Origin of the sequence: Streptomyces broussonetiae (assembly GCF_009796285.1) — a bacterium.
Taxonomy (GTDB): Bacteria; Actinomycetota; Actinomycetes; order Streptomycetales; family Streptomycetaceae; genus Streptomyces; species Streptomyces broussonetiae.
Map to the genome: position 1 here is coordinate 7,175,763 of NZ_CP047020.1, position 14,257 is coordinate 7,190,019.

Annotated in this window: 14 protein-coding genes; all 14 read right to left on the minus strand. The window is 70.9% G+C overall.

The features are described from left to right. Entirely contained in the window at window positions 1-885 is an 885-nt protein-coding gene (locus GQF42_RS33005) for an ABC transporter permease (protein ID WP_158926022.1), read from the minus strand. Further along, the gene (locus tag GQF42_RS33010) at window positions 872-1,651 is read right to left on the minus strand and encodes an ABC transporter ATP-binding protein (RefSeq protein ID WP_158926023.1); all 780 of its coding nucleotides are present in this window, start codon (window positions 1,649-1,651) and stop codon (window positions 872-874) included. The genes GQF42_RS33005 and GQF42_RS33010 overlap by 14 nt, the downstream gene beginning before the upstream one ends. A gap of 36 nt (window positions 1,652-1,687) precedes the next feature. Then, window positions 1,688-2,797, minus strand: coding sequence for an aliphatic sulfonate ABC transporter substrate-binding protein (locus GQF42_RS33015; RefSeq protein ID WP_158926024.1), 1,110 nt, complete (start codon window positions 2,795-2,797; stop codon window positions 1,688-1,690). A 223-nt stretch (window positions 2,798-3,020) separates the two neighbouring features. Then, a complete protein-coding gene (locus tag GQF42_RS33025) occupies window positions 3,021-4,355 on the minus strand; it encodes a sulfate adenylyltransferase subunit 1 (RefSeq protein ID WP_158926027.1) in 1,335 nt (444 codons plus the stop codon). A gap of 2 nt (window positions 4,356-4,357) precedes the next feature. Continuing rightward, the gene (gene cysD, locus GQF42_RS33030; protein ID WP_158926029.1) at window positions 4,358-5,302 is read right to left on the minus strand and encodes a sulfate adenylyltransferase subunit CysD; all 945 of its coding nucleotides are present in this window, start codon (window positions 5,300-5,302) and stop codon (window positions 4,358-4,360) included. After that, entirely contained in the window at window positions 5,299-5,835 is a 537-nt protein-coding gene (gene cysC, locus GQF42_RS33035; protein ID WP_233273526.1) for an adenylyl-sulfate kinase, read from the minus strand. Before cysC ends, cysD begins: the two co-directional genes overlap by 4 nt. 86 nt (window positions 5,836-5,921) lie before the next feature. Then, a complete protein-coding gene (locus GQF42_RS33040) occupies window positions 5,922-6,641 on the minus strand; it encodes a phosphoadenylyl-sulfate reductase (RefSeq protein ID WP_158926033.1) in 720 nt (239 codons plus the stop codon). Beyond that, entirely contained in the window at window positions 6,638-6,820 is a 183-nt protein-coding gene (locus GQF42_RS33045) for a hypothetical protein (protein ID WP_158926035.1), read from the minus strand. The genes GQF42_RS33040 and GQF42_RS33045 overlap by 4 nt, the downstream gene beginning before the upstream one ends. Then, window positions 6,817-8,514, minus strand: coding sequence for a nitrite/sulfite reductase (locus tag GQF42_RS33050; RefSeq protein ID WP_158926037.1), 1,698 nt, complete (start codon window positions 8,512-8,514; stop codon window positions 6,817-6,819). Before GQF42_RS33050 ends, GQF42_RS33045 begins: the two co-directional genes overlap by 4 nt. Before the next feature lie 125 nt (window positions 8,515-8,639). Continuing rightward, the gene (locus GQF42_RS47350) at window positions 8,640-8,723 is read right to left on the minus strand and encodes a putative leader peptide (RefSeq protein ID WP_309486338.1); all 84 of its coding nucleotides are present in this window, start codon (window positions 8,721-8,723) and stop codon (window positions 8,640-8,642) included. 138 nt (window positions 8,724-8,861) lie between these two features. Continuing rightward, window positions 8,862-9,434 (minus strand): GNAT family N-acetyltransferase, encoded by a 573-nt coding sequence (locus GQF42_RS33055; RefSeq protein ID WP_158926039.1) that lies wholly within the window; start codon window positions 9,432-9,434, stop codon window positions 8,862-8,864. Between the two features lie 73 nt (window positions 9,435-9,507). After that, entirely contained in the window at window positions 9,508-10,842 is a 1,335-nt protein-coding gene (locus GQF42_RS33060) for a hypothetical protein (RefSeq protein ID WP_158926041.1), read from the minus strand. Window positions 10,843-11,019: 177 nt separating this feature from the next. Continuing rightward, a complete protein-coding gene (locus GQF42_RS33065) occupies window positions 11,020-12,306 on the minus strand; it encodes a GAF domain-containing protein (protein ID WP_199272883.1) in 1,287 nt (428 codons plus the stop codon). A 303-nt stretch (window positions 12,307-12,609) separates the two neighbouring features. Further along, window positions 12,610-14,247 carry an acyl-CoA dehydrogenase family protein gene (locus GQF42_RS33070; protein WP_158926044.1) on the minus strand — a complete coding sequence of 546 codons (1,638 nt, stop codon included), beginning with the start codon at window positions 14,245-14,247 and terminating at the stop codon, window positions 12,610-12,612. Between the last annotated feature and the right edge of the window lie 10 nt (window positions 14,248-14,257).

Sequence of the window (14,257 nt, forward strand, 5' to 3'; positions counted from 1 at the left end):
TCAGCCCTTCACCAGCAGGCCGCGGCTGCGCAGCACCCACCGCTCCAGCGGGCTGAAGATCAGCAGATCGATCGCGATGCCGACGAACAGGATCAACAGGATGGCCTCGAACACCATGGCCATGTCGCTGGCGGTACGGGCGTTCTCGAGCAGCTGGCCGAGGCCCGTGCCGAGGTCGGGGAAGTTGGCGATGATCTCCGCGGCCATCAGGGAGCGCCAGGAGAACGCCCAGCCCTGCTTCATGCCCGCCACATAGCCGGGCAGGGCGGCGGGCAGGGTCACGTGCCAGGTGCCCTTGAGTCCGGTGGCGCCCAGGGTGCGGCCGGCCCGCAGGAAGAGCGGCGGCACCTGGTCCACGCCGGACACCAGGCCGTTGGCGATGGACGGGACGGCACCGAGCAGGATCACCGCGTACATCATCGAGTTGTTCAGACCCAGCCAGATCACGGCGGGCGGCACCCACGCCACCGAGGGCAGCGACTGCAGTCCGGACAGGATCGGGCCGATGGCCGCGCGCACGAACTTCACCCGCGCCACCAGCAGTCCCAGCGGGGTGCCGATGACCAGGGCGAAGCAGAAGCCGAGCAGACCGCGCGAGACACTGGTCCATATGTAGCCGAGCAGTTTGCCCTGCAGCCAGTCGTTGTGGAAGGCGTGCCAGACGTCCACCGGCGAGGGCAGCTTGCTCGGATCGTCGACGATCTTCAGGGTGATCAGGCCCTGCCAGATCACCAGGACCACGACGATCGCGGTGATCGGCGGGACGATCTTGTCGACGAAGGTCCTGCGCAACGGCGTACGGCCCGGCTGCGCGGTCTCCAGCGCGTCGAGGCCCGCCTCCACGCTCCCCGTCTCGGGGGCGCTCGTCGTCTCAGTGCTGGCCATGGCGGCGGATCTCCCCACGCAGTACTTCGGTGATCTCGAGGGACAGTTCCGCCACCGGCGCGTCCTCGATGCGGCGCGGCTGCGGAATGTCGACCTCCCACGTCCGGGCCACCCGGCCCGGACGGGAGGACAGCAGGACGACACGCTGCGCGAGCCGTACCGCCTCACGCACGTTGTGCGTCACGAACAGCACGGAGAGCCCGGTCTCCGACCAGATACGGGTCAGCTCGTCGTGCAGCACGTCGCGGGTGATGGCGTCCAGAGCCGCGAACGGCTCGTCCATCAGCAGCAGGTTGCTCTCCTGCGCCAGCGCGCGGGCCAGCGCCACACGCTGGCGCATGCCGCCGGACAGTTCGTGCACGCGCTTGCCGTACGCGCCGCCCAGCCGGACGAGTTCGAGCAGCTCCTCGGCCTTGCCGCGGCGTTCGGGCTTGGGAACGCCCCTGAGCTTGAGGGCGAGTTCGATGTTCTTGCCCGCGGTCAGCCACGGGAACAGAGCGTGCTCCTGGAACATCAGCGCCGGCCGGCCGTCCGTGGTGATGGACCCGGCGCTCGGCAGGTCGAGGCCCGCCACCAGGTTCAGCAGGGTGGACTTGCCGCAGCCCGAGGCCCCCAGGAGGGTGACGAACTCACCGGGCGCGACATCGAGGCTGATGTCGTCCAGGACGAGCTGCTGCCCGCCCGGTCCCGCGAAGGACTTCGAGACGTGCTCGAGGCGTGCGGCGTACTCGACCGACTCGGCGGCCTTGGCAAAGGTCGTGGCCATGGTCGTCACCTCCTGGGAAGTCATCGGGGAAGGGGGTCAGCCGGCGCCGAGACCGGCGGCGTCGACCGGGCTCGCACCCTCGGCCTTGAGCACCTTGTTGAGGATCGTCAGGTCGTAGATCCCCTTGAGGTCGGGCTTCGCCAGCAGACCGGCCTTGACCGCGTGCTGCGCCTCGGTGTCGAGGGTGGCGGCCAGCGGGTCGTCGGTGAACTGGACGGACTTCCACGCCGGGTCCAGGACCTTCGCCGGCAGCGGCTTGCCGGAGTCCTCCGCCAGCTGCTTGTTCGCCGCGGCCTTCGCCGCGTCGGAGTGGGTGTTGATCCACTTGTTGGCCTCGACCGAGGCCTTCAGCACGGCCTCGACCGCCTTGGGGTGCTCCTTGAGGAAGGCCTGGCGCACGATGATGTTCGTGATCACGAACTTCTTGTCCGGCCACAGGGAGGACTCGTCGAGCAGCACCTTGCCGCCCTCGGCGACCAGCTTGGACGCGGTCGGCTCCGGCACCCAGGCGCCGTCGACGGAGCCGGACTTGAAGGCGTCCGGCGTCACCTTGTTGTCGCTGCGGACGACCGTGACGTCGCCCTTGCCGCTTTCCGGGTCGACCTTCCAGCCCTGCTCGGCCGCCCAGTTGAGGAAGGCCACGTCCTGGGTGTTGCCCAGCTGCGGGGTGGCGATCCTCTTGCCCTTGACGTCCTTGAGGGAGGTGATCTTCTTCGGGTTCACGACCAGCTTCACCCCGCCGGACGCCGAACCACCGATGATCTTCAGGCTCTTGCCGTTCGACTTGGTGTAGCCGTTGATCGCGGGGGAGGGGCCGATCCAGCCGATGTCGATGGAGCCGGAGTTGAGGGCCTCGATCTCGGAGGGCCCGGCGTTGAAGGTCGCGTAGTCGGCCTTGGTGGCGCCCAGCTCCTTCTGGAAGAGGCCCTGCTGACGGCCGACCAGCGCGGTGGCGTGGGTCAGATTGCCGAAGTAGCCGATCTTCACGCTGTCGAGGCCGTCGATCTTCTTGGCCCCGGTGGCGATCTTGGCGGTGTCGTCGTTCTTGGCGTCGGAACCGTAACCGCAGGCGGCGAGGGTGAGCAGCGGGAGCGCGGCGAGCGCGGCTGTCCCGCGACGCAGAAGCTTGGAGCGGGTGGCAGGCACGGGAGGTCTTCCTCTCGTTGGCCCGGCGGTCACGGTCTTTCAGGTCGTGGCCGGGGGATCGGCAGGTCTTCGTCTACGGCGGTGGGGGGTGAGGGCGCGCATGCGGTGCGCGTACGTCAGCGCACACATCGGGCCACTCCGCCCTGCCCGCTGCCGAGGGCGCCGCTGCCGATGCGGCCGCCCTCCTTCGCGAACGTCGAATAGGCATCGGTCGGGTTCATGCTCAGAAGTCCCAGCCGTCGTCGTCGGCCGCGTCCTTGACCGGCTCGGGCGTCGCGAAGGACTCGCCGACCATGGCAGCGGTGAGCGTGGTGCCGTCGGCGGGGTCGATCAGGATGAAGGAGCCCGTGCGGCGCGAGTCGGCGTAGGAGTCGACCGGCAGCGGCTCGGCGGTACGGATCTTCACCCGGCCGATGTCGTTGGCGACGAGCTGTCCCGGGTGCGGGTGCAGGGACAGGTCGGCCAGCGTGAGCCGGGACGGGATGTCCTTCACGATCGCCTTGACCGTGCGGGTGCCGTGCTTGAGCAGCACCCGGTGCCCGACGGTCAGCGGGGCGTCGGCCACATGGCAGACGGTCGCCTCCACGTCCTGGGTGGTGGCCGGCGCGTCCTTCGTCGGCACGATCAGATCGCCGCGCGAGACGTCGACGTCGTCCTCGAGCAGGATGGTCACCGACTGCGTCGTCCACGCCACGTCGACCGGCGCGCCCAGGAGGTCGATGCCGGAGATCTTCGTGGTCCGGCCGGACGGCAGGATCGTGACCTGTTCGCCGACCCGGAAGGTGCCGGCCGCGATCTGGCCCGCGTAGCCCCGGTAGTCCGGGTGCTCGGCGCTCTGCGGCCGGATCACGTACTGCACGGGCAGCCGGGCGTGGCAGTGCGCGAGGTCGTGGCTGACCGGGACGGTCTCCAGGTGCTCCAGGACGGTCGGGCCGCCGTACCAGTCCATGTTCGCGGACGGCTCCACCACGTTGTCACCGGCGAGCGCCGAGATCGGGATCGCGGTGACCTCCGGCACGCCCAGCTCGGTCGCGTACGCCGTGAACTCCTCGGCGATCGCCGCGAACACCCGCTCCTCGTAGGCGACGAGGTCCATCTTGTTGACCGCGAGGACCACGTGCGGCACGCGCAGCAGCGCGGCGATGGCCGCGTGCCGACGGGTCTGCTCGACCACGCCGTTGCGGGCGTCGACCAGGACCACCGTCAGCTCGGCCGTGGAGGCACCCGTGACCATGTTGCGCGTGTACTGCACATGCCCGGGCGTGTCGGCCAGGATGAACCGGCGCCGGGGCGTGGCGAAGTAGCGGTAGGCCACGTCGATGGTGATGCCCTGCTCGCGCTCGGCGCGCAGGCCGTCGGTGAGCAGTGCGAGGTCCGGGCCGTCCTGGCCGCGGCTCGCGGAGACGCGCTCCACCGCCTCCAGCTGGTCGGTGAGGACCGACTTGGAGTCGTGCAGCAGCCGCCCGACGAGCGTGGACTTGCCGTCGTCGACGGAGCCGGCGGTGGCGAACCGCAGCAGCGTGGTGGCCGAGAGTGCCTCGGTCGTGGTCGTGCTCATGGCTAGAAGTACCCCTCGCGCTTGCGGTCTTCCATCGCGGCCTCGGACAGTTTGTCGTCGGCGCGGGTCGCGCCCCGCTCGGTGAGCCGGGAGGCGGCGATCTCGGCGATCACGGCGTCCAGCGTGGTGGCGTCGGAGTCGACGGCGCCGGTGCAGGACATGTCGCCGACGGTGCGGTAGCGCACGAGCCGCTTCTCCACCCTCTCGCCGTCCCTGGGGCCGCCCCACTCGCCGGCGGTCAGCCACATGCCGCTGCGGGCGAACACCTCGCGCTCGTGCGCGAAGTAGATCTGCGGAAGCTCGATGCCCTCACGGTCGATGTACTGCCACACGTCCAGCTCGGTCCAGTTGGACAACGGGAAGACACGGACGTGCTCCCCGGGGGCGTGCCGACCGTTGTAGAGGTTCCACAGCTCGGGGCGCTGGCGGCGCGGGTCCCACTGCGAGAACTCGTCGCGCAGCGAGAACACCCGCTCCTTGGCGCGGGCCTTCTCCTCGTCCCGTCGGCCGCCGCCGAAGACCGCGTCGAACTTCTCGCTCTGGATCTTCTCCGTCAGGGGCAGCGTCTGCAGCGGGTTGCGGGTGCCGTCGGGACGTTCCTTGAGCACACCGCGGTCGATGTAGTCCTGGACGGAGGCCACATGGAGGCGCAGCCCATGTGCGTCCACCACACGGTCGCGGTACTCCAGCACCTCGGGGAAGTTGTGTCCTGTGTCCACATGAAGCAGCGAGAAGGGGATCGCGGCCGGGGCGAACGCCTTCAGCGCCAGGTGCAGCATGACGATGGAGTCCTTGCCACCGGAGAACAGGATCACCGGGTTCTCGAACTCGCCCGCCACCTCACGGAAGATGTGCACGGCCTCGGACTCCAGCGCGTCCAGGTGCGAGAGGGCGTACGGGCTGTCCGTACCCTCGTCGCCGGTCGCGGACCTGGCGACGGTCGTCATGCCAGTCCCCTCTCGCTCAGCAGGGCGTACACGGACGCCGCGGATTCCTGCACGGTCTGGTTCTGGGACTCGATCCGCAGGTCCGGGGTGCGGGGCTCCTCGTACGGGTCGTCGACCCCGGTGAGCCCGGTCAGTTCGCCCGCCGCCTGCTTGGCGTACAGCCCCTTCACATCGCGGACGCTGCACACCTCCACCGGCGTCGCCACATGGATCTCCAGGTACGGCGTGGCGTTCTCCGCGTGCCGCTCGCGCACCGCCGTCCGGCTGTCCTCGTACGGCGCGATCACCGGCACCAGCGCCTTGACGCCGTTGCGGGCGAGCAGTTCGGCGACGAAGCCGATGCGCTGCACGTTGGTGTGCCGGTCCGTGCGGCTGAAGCCGAGGCCCGCCGAGATGAACTCGCGGATCTCGTCGCCGTCGAGCACCTCGACGCGGTGGCCCTCGTCGCGCAGCCGGCCGGCCAGCTCGTACGCGATGGTGGTCTTGCCGGCGCTCGGCAGACCCGTGAGCCAGACGGTGGCTCCGGTCGTCACGTGGTTCTCCTGGGTCGCATTGTTCGCTTCCGTCACAGCCGTAGCAGCCGAAGCTGCGGCCGCCGTGTGAGCGGCTGTGCTCGTCGTCATCCGTGCAGCCCGCACTCGGTCTTGGCCCGGCCCGCCCAGCGGCCGGCCCGCGCGTCCTCGCCCTCGAGGACCCTGCGGGTGCACGGGGCGCAGCCGATGGAGGCGTAGCCGTCCATCAGCAACGGGTTGGTGAGGACGCCGTGTTCGGTGACATAGGCGTCCACGTCGTCCTGCGTCCAGCGGGCGATCGGGGAGACCTTGACCTTCTGCCGCTTCTCGTCCCAGCCGACGACCGGGGTGTTCGCCCGGGTCGGGGACTCGTCGCGGCGCAGCCCGGTCGCCCAGGCCTGATAGCCCTTCAGGCCCTCTTCCAGCGGCTGGACCTTGCGCAGTCTGCAGCACAGGTCGGGGTCGCGGTCGTGCAGCTTGGGGCCGTACTCCGCGTCCTGCTCGGCGACCGTCTGCCGGGGCGTGAGCGTGATGACGTTGACGTCCATCACGGCCTCGACGGCGTCCCGGGTGCCGATGGTCTCCGGGAAGTGGTAGCCGGTGTCGAGGAAGATGACATCGACTTCGCCGCCGCCCCTGCGTACCCGGGAGGCGAGATGGGCGACCACGGCGTCCTCCATGGAGGAGGTGACACAGAACTTCGTGCCGAAGGTGTCCACCGCCCACTGCAGGATCTCCAGGGCGGAGGCTTCCTCCAGCTCACGGCCCGCCTGCTCGGCGAGCGCCTGCAACTCCTCGGTCGTACGCTGTTCCTGAGCCGTCGTCATATCCGGTCATCCCCTCCGTTGTCGGCTCGCTGCAGCCCCCGGGCGAGCAGCCCGAGGAACTTCAGCTGGAATGCGCGGTTGCACGCCCCGCATTCCCAGGCACCGTGACCCTCCTCGTGCGGACGCAGGTCCTCGTCACCGCAGTAGGGGCAGTAGAAAGGCGCGGCACGCTCACTCACGACAGAGCCTCCTCGGAAGCCCGGGCCGCCCAGGTGGCGAACCGCTCGCCGTCCTGGCGTTCGGCCTGGAAGCGCTTGAGGACCCGCTCGACGTAGTCGGGCAGTTCCTCCGCGGTGACCTTCAGGCCGCGCACCTTGCGGCCGAAGCCCGGCTCCAGGCCGAGCGCGCCGCCGAGGTGCACCTGGTAGCCCTCGACCTGCTCGCCCCGGTCGTTGAGGACCAGCTGGCCCTTGAGGCCGATGTCCGCGACCTGGATACGGGCGCAGGCGTTCGGGCAGCCGTTGAGGTTGATGGTGATCGGCTCGTCGAAGTCCGGCAGTCGGCGCTCGAGTTCGTCGATCAGCGTCGAGCCGCGCTGCTTGGTCTCGACGATGGCGAGCTTGCAGAACTCGATGCCGGTGCAGGCCATGGTGCCGCGCCGGAAGGAGGACGGCCGCGCGGTGAGGTCCAGCGCCTCGAGGCCCTCCACCAGCGAGTCGACCTGGTCCTGCTCGACATCGAGGACGATCATCTTCTGCTCGACGGTGGTGCGCACCCGGCCGGAGCCGTGCGCCTCAGCGAGATCGGCGATCTTGGTGAGCGTGGCACCGTCGACGCGGCCGACGCGCGGGGCGAAACCGACGTAGAACCGGCCGTCCTGCTGCCGGTGCACGCCGATGTGGTCACGCCACTGCTGCGCGGGCTGTTCGGGAGCGGGCCCGTCGACCAGCTTGCGCTGCAGGTACTCGTCCTCCAGCACCTGCCGGAACTTCTCCGCGCCCCAGTCGGCGACGAGGAACTTCAGCCGGGCCCGGGTGCGCAGCCGGCGGTAGCCGTAGTCACGGAAGATCGAGATGACGCCCTCGTAGACGTCCGGGACCTCGTCGACCGGCACCCAGGCGCCGAGCCGCACACCGAGCTTGGGGTTGGTGGACAGGCCGCCGCCCACCCACACGTCGAAGCCCGGCCCGTGCTCGGGGTGGCGTACGCCGACGAAGGCGACGTCGTTGATCTCGTGTACGACGTCCAGCAGCGGGGAACCGGAGACCGCGGACTTGAACTTGCGGGGCAGGTTCGAGAACGCCTTGTTGCCCACGATCCGGCGGTGGATCTCCTGGACGGCGGGGGTGCCGTCGATGATCTCGTCCGCGGCGATCCCGGCGACCGGGGAACCGAGGACCACGCGGGGCGTGTCGCCGCAGGCCTCGGTGGTGGACAGTCCGACCGACTCCAGCCGCTCCCAGATCTCGGGCACGTCCTCGATCCGGATCCAGTGGTACTGGACGTTCTGCCGGTCGGTGATGTCCGCGGTGCCGCGCGCGAACTCCTGGGAGATCTCGCCGATCACCCGCAGCTGCCTCGTCGTGAGCGCGCCGCCGTCGATGCGCACGCGGAGCATGAAGTACTCGTCGTCCAGCTCCTCCGGCTCCAGGACGGCCGTCTTGCCGCCGTCGATGCCGGGCTTGCGCTGGGTGTACAGGCCCCACCAGCGCATGCGCCCGCGCAGGTCGTTGGGGTCGATCGAGCCGAAACCGCGCTTGGAGTAGATCGTCTCAATGCGTGTCCGCACATTGAGACCGTCGTCGTCCTTCTTGAACTGCTCGTTGCCGTTGAGCGGGGTGAAGTGTCCCGCGGCCCACTGACCCTCACCGCGGTGACGGCTTACCTTGCGCTGGGGCGCGGAGGTGGCGGGCTTCTGTGGGGAGGCGGCCATGGTTCTACGTCCTTCGGGACAGGCGGAAAGAGGCTCTGACCTGCGCATGCAAGCGCATGCGGGCATGGTTGCGCAGCATTGCGCGGCAGAGATCAGGTGTGGGGAGTGCGGCGGTGCTGGTGGGCTCAGCTCGCCGGACAGATGGCGCTGGACATGCGGCCGAGGTCGACGTGCCGCCGACTCACCAAGGCAATTCCAGTTCCAGACATGACGGAAGCGTGTCACGGCGATCTGGACACAGTCCAGCTTTATCCATCATGTGGACACCCTTGTCCCGGAATGTGGAACAAGGGTGTCGTCGCTCACATGCGCTGCCGATGGCTTGTCCCGGCAGGTCGGGCGGGGTATCAGGCGGAATGCGCCCCGGGCCACGGCCCGGGCGCCGCGACGTCCGGCTCCAGCTCCACCTTGGTCTCGAACAACTGGAATCCCCGCCTCTGGTAATTGGCCATGGCGAACTCACCGTCCTTGCTGCACGTGTGCAGCCACACCCGCTTCGTCGGGGCCCGTTCCGGCCACCGCTCGGCCAGGTCCCAGGCGCGGGCCGCGCCGTACGCCAGCAGGTGCCCGCCGATGCGCCGGCCACGGAAGGCGGGGAGAAGACCGAAGTAGACGATCTCCACCACGCCCTCGTCCTGCGCCTCCAGCTCCACATAGCCGGCCGGGGTGCCGCGGTCGTAGGCCACCCAGGTCTCCACGCCGGGCCGCTGCAGATACTCCTGCCACCGGGTGTACGTCCAGCTCAGCCGGTCGGTCCAGCGGATGTCGCCGCCGACCGAGGCGTACAGGAAGCGGCTGAACTCGGGGGAGGGGTCCTCGGCGCGCACGATCCGCACGTCGCCCTCGGGCGCGGCGGCGGGCAGAAGGTCGGCCGGGGACGTCTGCTCCAGGGACCAGGTGGTGACAGGGACGCTGCTCATGCGGGCCAGGGAACCATCCCGGCCCGCATCTGTCGATCGGCCGGATTCCCCCGGGCCCGGCCCGGACGGCGGCTCAGTCCAGCGCGTGGTCCAGCTCGGCCAGCGGCAGTGCGAACAGCATCCGGTCCGACAGCGACCACACCTCGCCGGTCTGCCGCCAGTACGACAGAGAGCCCGCCGACTCGGCCCAGCAGCGGTGCGAGGCGTCGGACCCGCAGCGGGCCGCCTTCGCCCCCGTGCCGTCCTGCCGCCACAGCCCGCCGTGCCCGTCCTGTGAGCCGGGCAGATGTCCCACATACCAGGACGGATGGTCCGCGCCGGCCTCCTGGTACGACAGCACACCCCGGATCCCTGTGGCCCGGGTGCGGTACTCCTCCACCGCGCTCGCCCGTCCCGCGGCGTCCGTGGCGAGGAGCCCGCCGCGTCCGGGGGCCGTGCTGAACGCGTACCGCCACAGCCGGGCCGTGCGGTCGCCGCCGGGTGCGGTCCACTCCGCTGCGGCCAGGCTGTCCGGCACGCTGCTGCGGTCCAGGGCGAGCGCGCCGGGGCAGGGCGGCCCGGAGGATGCGCAGCGGCCGCCGGTGAAGCGGTACGAGCCGACCGCGGGCATCACGTACTGATAGCCGTCCGCCGACCAGCCGCCGGACACGCGGCCGATCGCGGGCCCGCTGACCGTGGTGCGCTGGATGCGGTGCAGGTCGTAGACGTACAGCGCGTCGGCGCTGCCGGCCCTGGTGGTGACCAGCAGCTTGTCCTGGTACCAGGCCATCCCGGAGACCCCGGAGACCAGGCCTCGGTAGTCGCGGCCGCCGTCGGTCGGTACCACCAGCAGCACCCAGCGATAGGCGAGGCGGGCCGGGTCGTCGGCGTTCACGAACGCGACCCGGGCGAGGCCCCGCTCGGCGGTGCGGCCGGCGGTGGTGCTGTGGGTCCAGCCGGCGAGCAGCACCCGGTGCGTGCCCCAGGTGCCGTCGTCGTCGGCGTCCCCGGAGCCGGTCACCGACGCCGGCCGCCAGGTCGTGGTGGCGGTGTCCGCCGGGTCCCAGCAGTAGGCGCGGGTGGCGGCCGGGGCGACGGGCAGGGACGTGTGGTCGGCGGAGGAGCAGTCGTCGCCCTCGTGCATGGTGCGGTCGGCGCTCGCCAGTACGTCGTCCACGCCGACCGTGCCGCCCATCGCCGCGGACAGCCGGTTCAGCGTGGAGGTCGGGAAGAGCTGCTCCTGGAGCCGCAGCCGGCCGGTGTCCGCCGGCGAGGAGAGGGGCTTGAGCGCACCGGGACTGTCGGTGACGTCCGCCTGCGAGACGCTGATCAGGGTGGCGGTCGCGGTGAGCGCCAGGGCGGTCCCGGCCAGGACGGCGCGCAGCGCGGCGCCCCGTCTGCGCCGCCGGTGTCGGCCGCGATGCTTCATCTCGTCCCCTCTTCCGGGGCTCCGTCGCCGCCGGGCGGCCCTGCGGGCCGAGGCGGGCCAACTGTGCCTGGTGGTCCGGATGTTGACCTGTGGCACGGCTGTGGAGGCCCTCAAAGGATGCTACGACAGTAACGGCCCGCGCAGGGCGAAGACCCCGCAAATACCCGGAACGCGCGGTCAGTCGGCGCCGGGCCCGTCGCCGTGCGGCACCGTCCGGCGACCCGCGATCGCCGGCGCAGTGGAGGAAATCAGCAGGTCACGGGGGTCGTCGGGGAGCAGTACCGTGACCTCCACATCCTCGCAGAAACGATACGGTCGATGCTGTAGGAGTTCCCCGAGATACCGCCGGACCCTCGACATCTCGGCTCGCACCGTCACCGTGCGTGACGGATCCCCGAACAGATCACCGGCGAGCGCCGCCGCACCGCGGCCCGAGCGGTGCTCGGCGAGCAGATAGATCAATTCCGCGTGCCGCGGACTGAGTTCACGCGACCAGGAACCCGCCGATCCGGTCACCGTCAGCGTGCTGCGGCCCGACCTGGCCAGATCCAGCACGACCCGGGCGGCCCTGCCCGGCGGTTCCTCGGCCACCCGCAGCAGCCAGCCCCCGCCCAGCGGCTCCACCGCGCACGACCCCAGTGACGGCAGCCATCTCAGCCCCGGCGAGAGCGACTTGGGCAGGGCGACCCGCCGTACGTACGGCATTCCGGAGACGGCCGCCGACCAGCCGTCCCGGTCCACCACCAGGGCCCGTCCGTTCAGCCGGGCCAGCACCGGCGCCGCCACCGACCGCAGCCCCTCCAGCGAGTCCACGTGCACCTCCCTGAGCCGCGCCTCGGCCAGCTTGGCCACCGAGTCCACCCAGGCCAGGGTCGCCGGATGCATCGTCTCCAGCGGTCCGCTGACGTCCACGACACCGATCAGCCGGCCGTCCCTGGGATCGGTGATCGGGGCGCCCGTGCAGGTCCACGAGGCGTGCGAGCGGACGAAGTGCTCGGCGGCGAAGACCTGTACGGGCCTGCGCACGACCGCCGGGGTGCCCACCCCGTTGGTGCCGACGACGTCTTCCCGCCAGTCCGCGCCGAGTTCGAACCCCAGACCGTCGGCCTTGCGCAGCACCGGTGAGGCACCCTCACGCCACAGCACGCGACCGTCGGCGTCGGCGACGACCATGATGTGCTGGGCCACGTCCGCGACCGAAAGCAGACCCTCGCGCAGCACCGGCAGAACGTGCCGCAGCGGTGACTCCTCACGCCGGCGCCGTACCTCGTCCGAGGGCAGCAGCCCCGACCTGAAGTCGTGGTCGGGGTCCACGCCACTGCGCAGCATGCGCCCCCAGGACTGCTCGATCACCGGCCGCGGCGCGATCCGCGCACGTCGACCGGCGAGCGTGGCCTCACGTACCTGGTTCAACACCCGCGCCGCCTGCGCCGCGTCCACGGCGGCCAGGCGCGCCACGTTCATCGGCGGGTTCACCACTGGGGTCCTCCCAGGAAAGGACATCGAACATTCTTGTCAAGCCGACCCGCGGCGGTTTCCGGCCCGGCTGTGCCTCACATACTGCCGGTCCGGACCGGGCGGAGGCGCACACTCCGCACACCTGGGCCCAAACAAGTTGCAACCCCCTGCAACCCTGGTGAACTTATCGGGCCTGGCCGAGACTTGCCCCCCGGGGTGGTGCCGTGTCGGCGCAGCACCACCCCGTCCAACCCCGGGGTGGCTGTCTCGCGGCGGCGCGCCCTGCGGCCGGTCGGATCGGCCCCGGTTTCAGAGCACAGGGCGTGCTCGTTCCACCACCGCTTCCAGATCCAGGCCCGTCGGCAGGGTGCCGAAGCTCGCGCCGTGGTCGCCGCCCAGGCGGGAGGCGCAGTACGCGTCGGCGACCTCCGGCGGGGCGTGCCGGACCAGCAGGGAGCCCTGGAGGACCAGCGCGAGCCGCTCCACCAGGCGGCGGGCGCGGCCCTCGATGCCGTCCAGGTCGGCCAGTTCGGTGAACAGGTCCTTCACCGCGCGGTCGAGGCGGTGGTCGGCGCCGTGCGCCCGGCCGATCTCGGTCAGGCAGGCGTCCAGCGCGCCCGGCTCGCGCTGCAGCGCCCGGAGCACGTCCAGCGCCTGCACGTTCCCGGCGCCCTCCCACACGGAGTTCAGCGGCGACTCCCGCACCAGCCGGGGCATCCCGGACTCCTCGACGTAGCCGTTGCCGCCGAGGCACTCTGCGGCCTCCACCGCAACGGGCGCGCAGCGCTTGGTGATCCAGTACTTGGCGGCCGGCACCGCGAGCCGCAGGAAGGCGCGTTCCCGCTCGCCGTCGTCGTCGTAGGCGGCCGCCAGCCGCAGCGCGAGCGCCGTCGCGGCCTCGGACTCCAGCGCGAGGTCGGCGAGGACATTGCGCATCAGCGGCTTGTCGATCAGCTTCCCGCCGAACGCCTCCCGGTGCGCGCAGTGGTGTACGGCCTGCGCCACCGCCTGCCGCATCAGGCCCGCCGAGCCGATCGCACAGTCCAGCCGGGTCGCGGCGACCATCTCGATGATGGTCCGCACCCCGCACCCCTCCTCACCCACCCGGCGGGCCCAGGTCCCGTCGAACTCGACCTCGGCGGAGGCGTTGGACCGGTTGCCCAGCTTGTCCTTGAGCCGTTGGAGGAGGAACACGTTACGGGTGCCGTCCGCGAGGACGCGCGGGACCAGGAAGCAGGTCAGGCCGCCAGGGGCCTGGGCCAGCACCAGGAATCCGTCCGACATCGGCGCCGAGCAGAACCACTTGTGCCCGGTCAGTGCGTACGTGCCGGCCTCGGCGAGCGGCCGGGCCTCGGTCCTGTTCGCCCGTACGTCACTGCCGCCCTGTTTTTCCGTCATGGCCATGCCGAACAGGGCGCCGGCCTTGAGCGCCGCGGGCCGCAGCTCGCGGTCGTAGATCATCGACGTCAGCCGCGGCTCCCACTCGGCCGCCAGCTCCGGGTCGGCCCGCAGCGCGGGCACGGCCGCGTGGGTCATCGACAGCGGGCAGCAGTTGCCCGCCTCGACCTGCGTCCAGATCAGGAACCCGGCCGCCCGGCGGACATGCCCGGCGGGCCGCGTCCAGGCGCCCGTCAGCCCCGCCCCGACGCCCTTGCCGAGCAGCCGGTGCCAGGCCGGGTCGAAGTCGACCTCGTCGATCCGGCGGCCGTACCGGTCGTGGGTGCGCAGCCGCGGCGGGTTCTCGTTCGCCCGCGCCGCCCACTCCTGTACTTGCGCCGAGCCCGCGGAGCGGCCCAGCAGGGACAGCTCCGCGCGCACCTCTTCCAGCACGTCCGGACCGGTGTACCGCTCGACGGCGTCCACGAGAGCCCGGTCGGCGGTGAAGAGGTCGTAGCCGGCCAGCGGGGGCGGCTGGTTCGTCACGGTGTGGGTGGGGGTGCCTGCCATGATCGCGAAC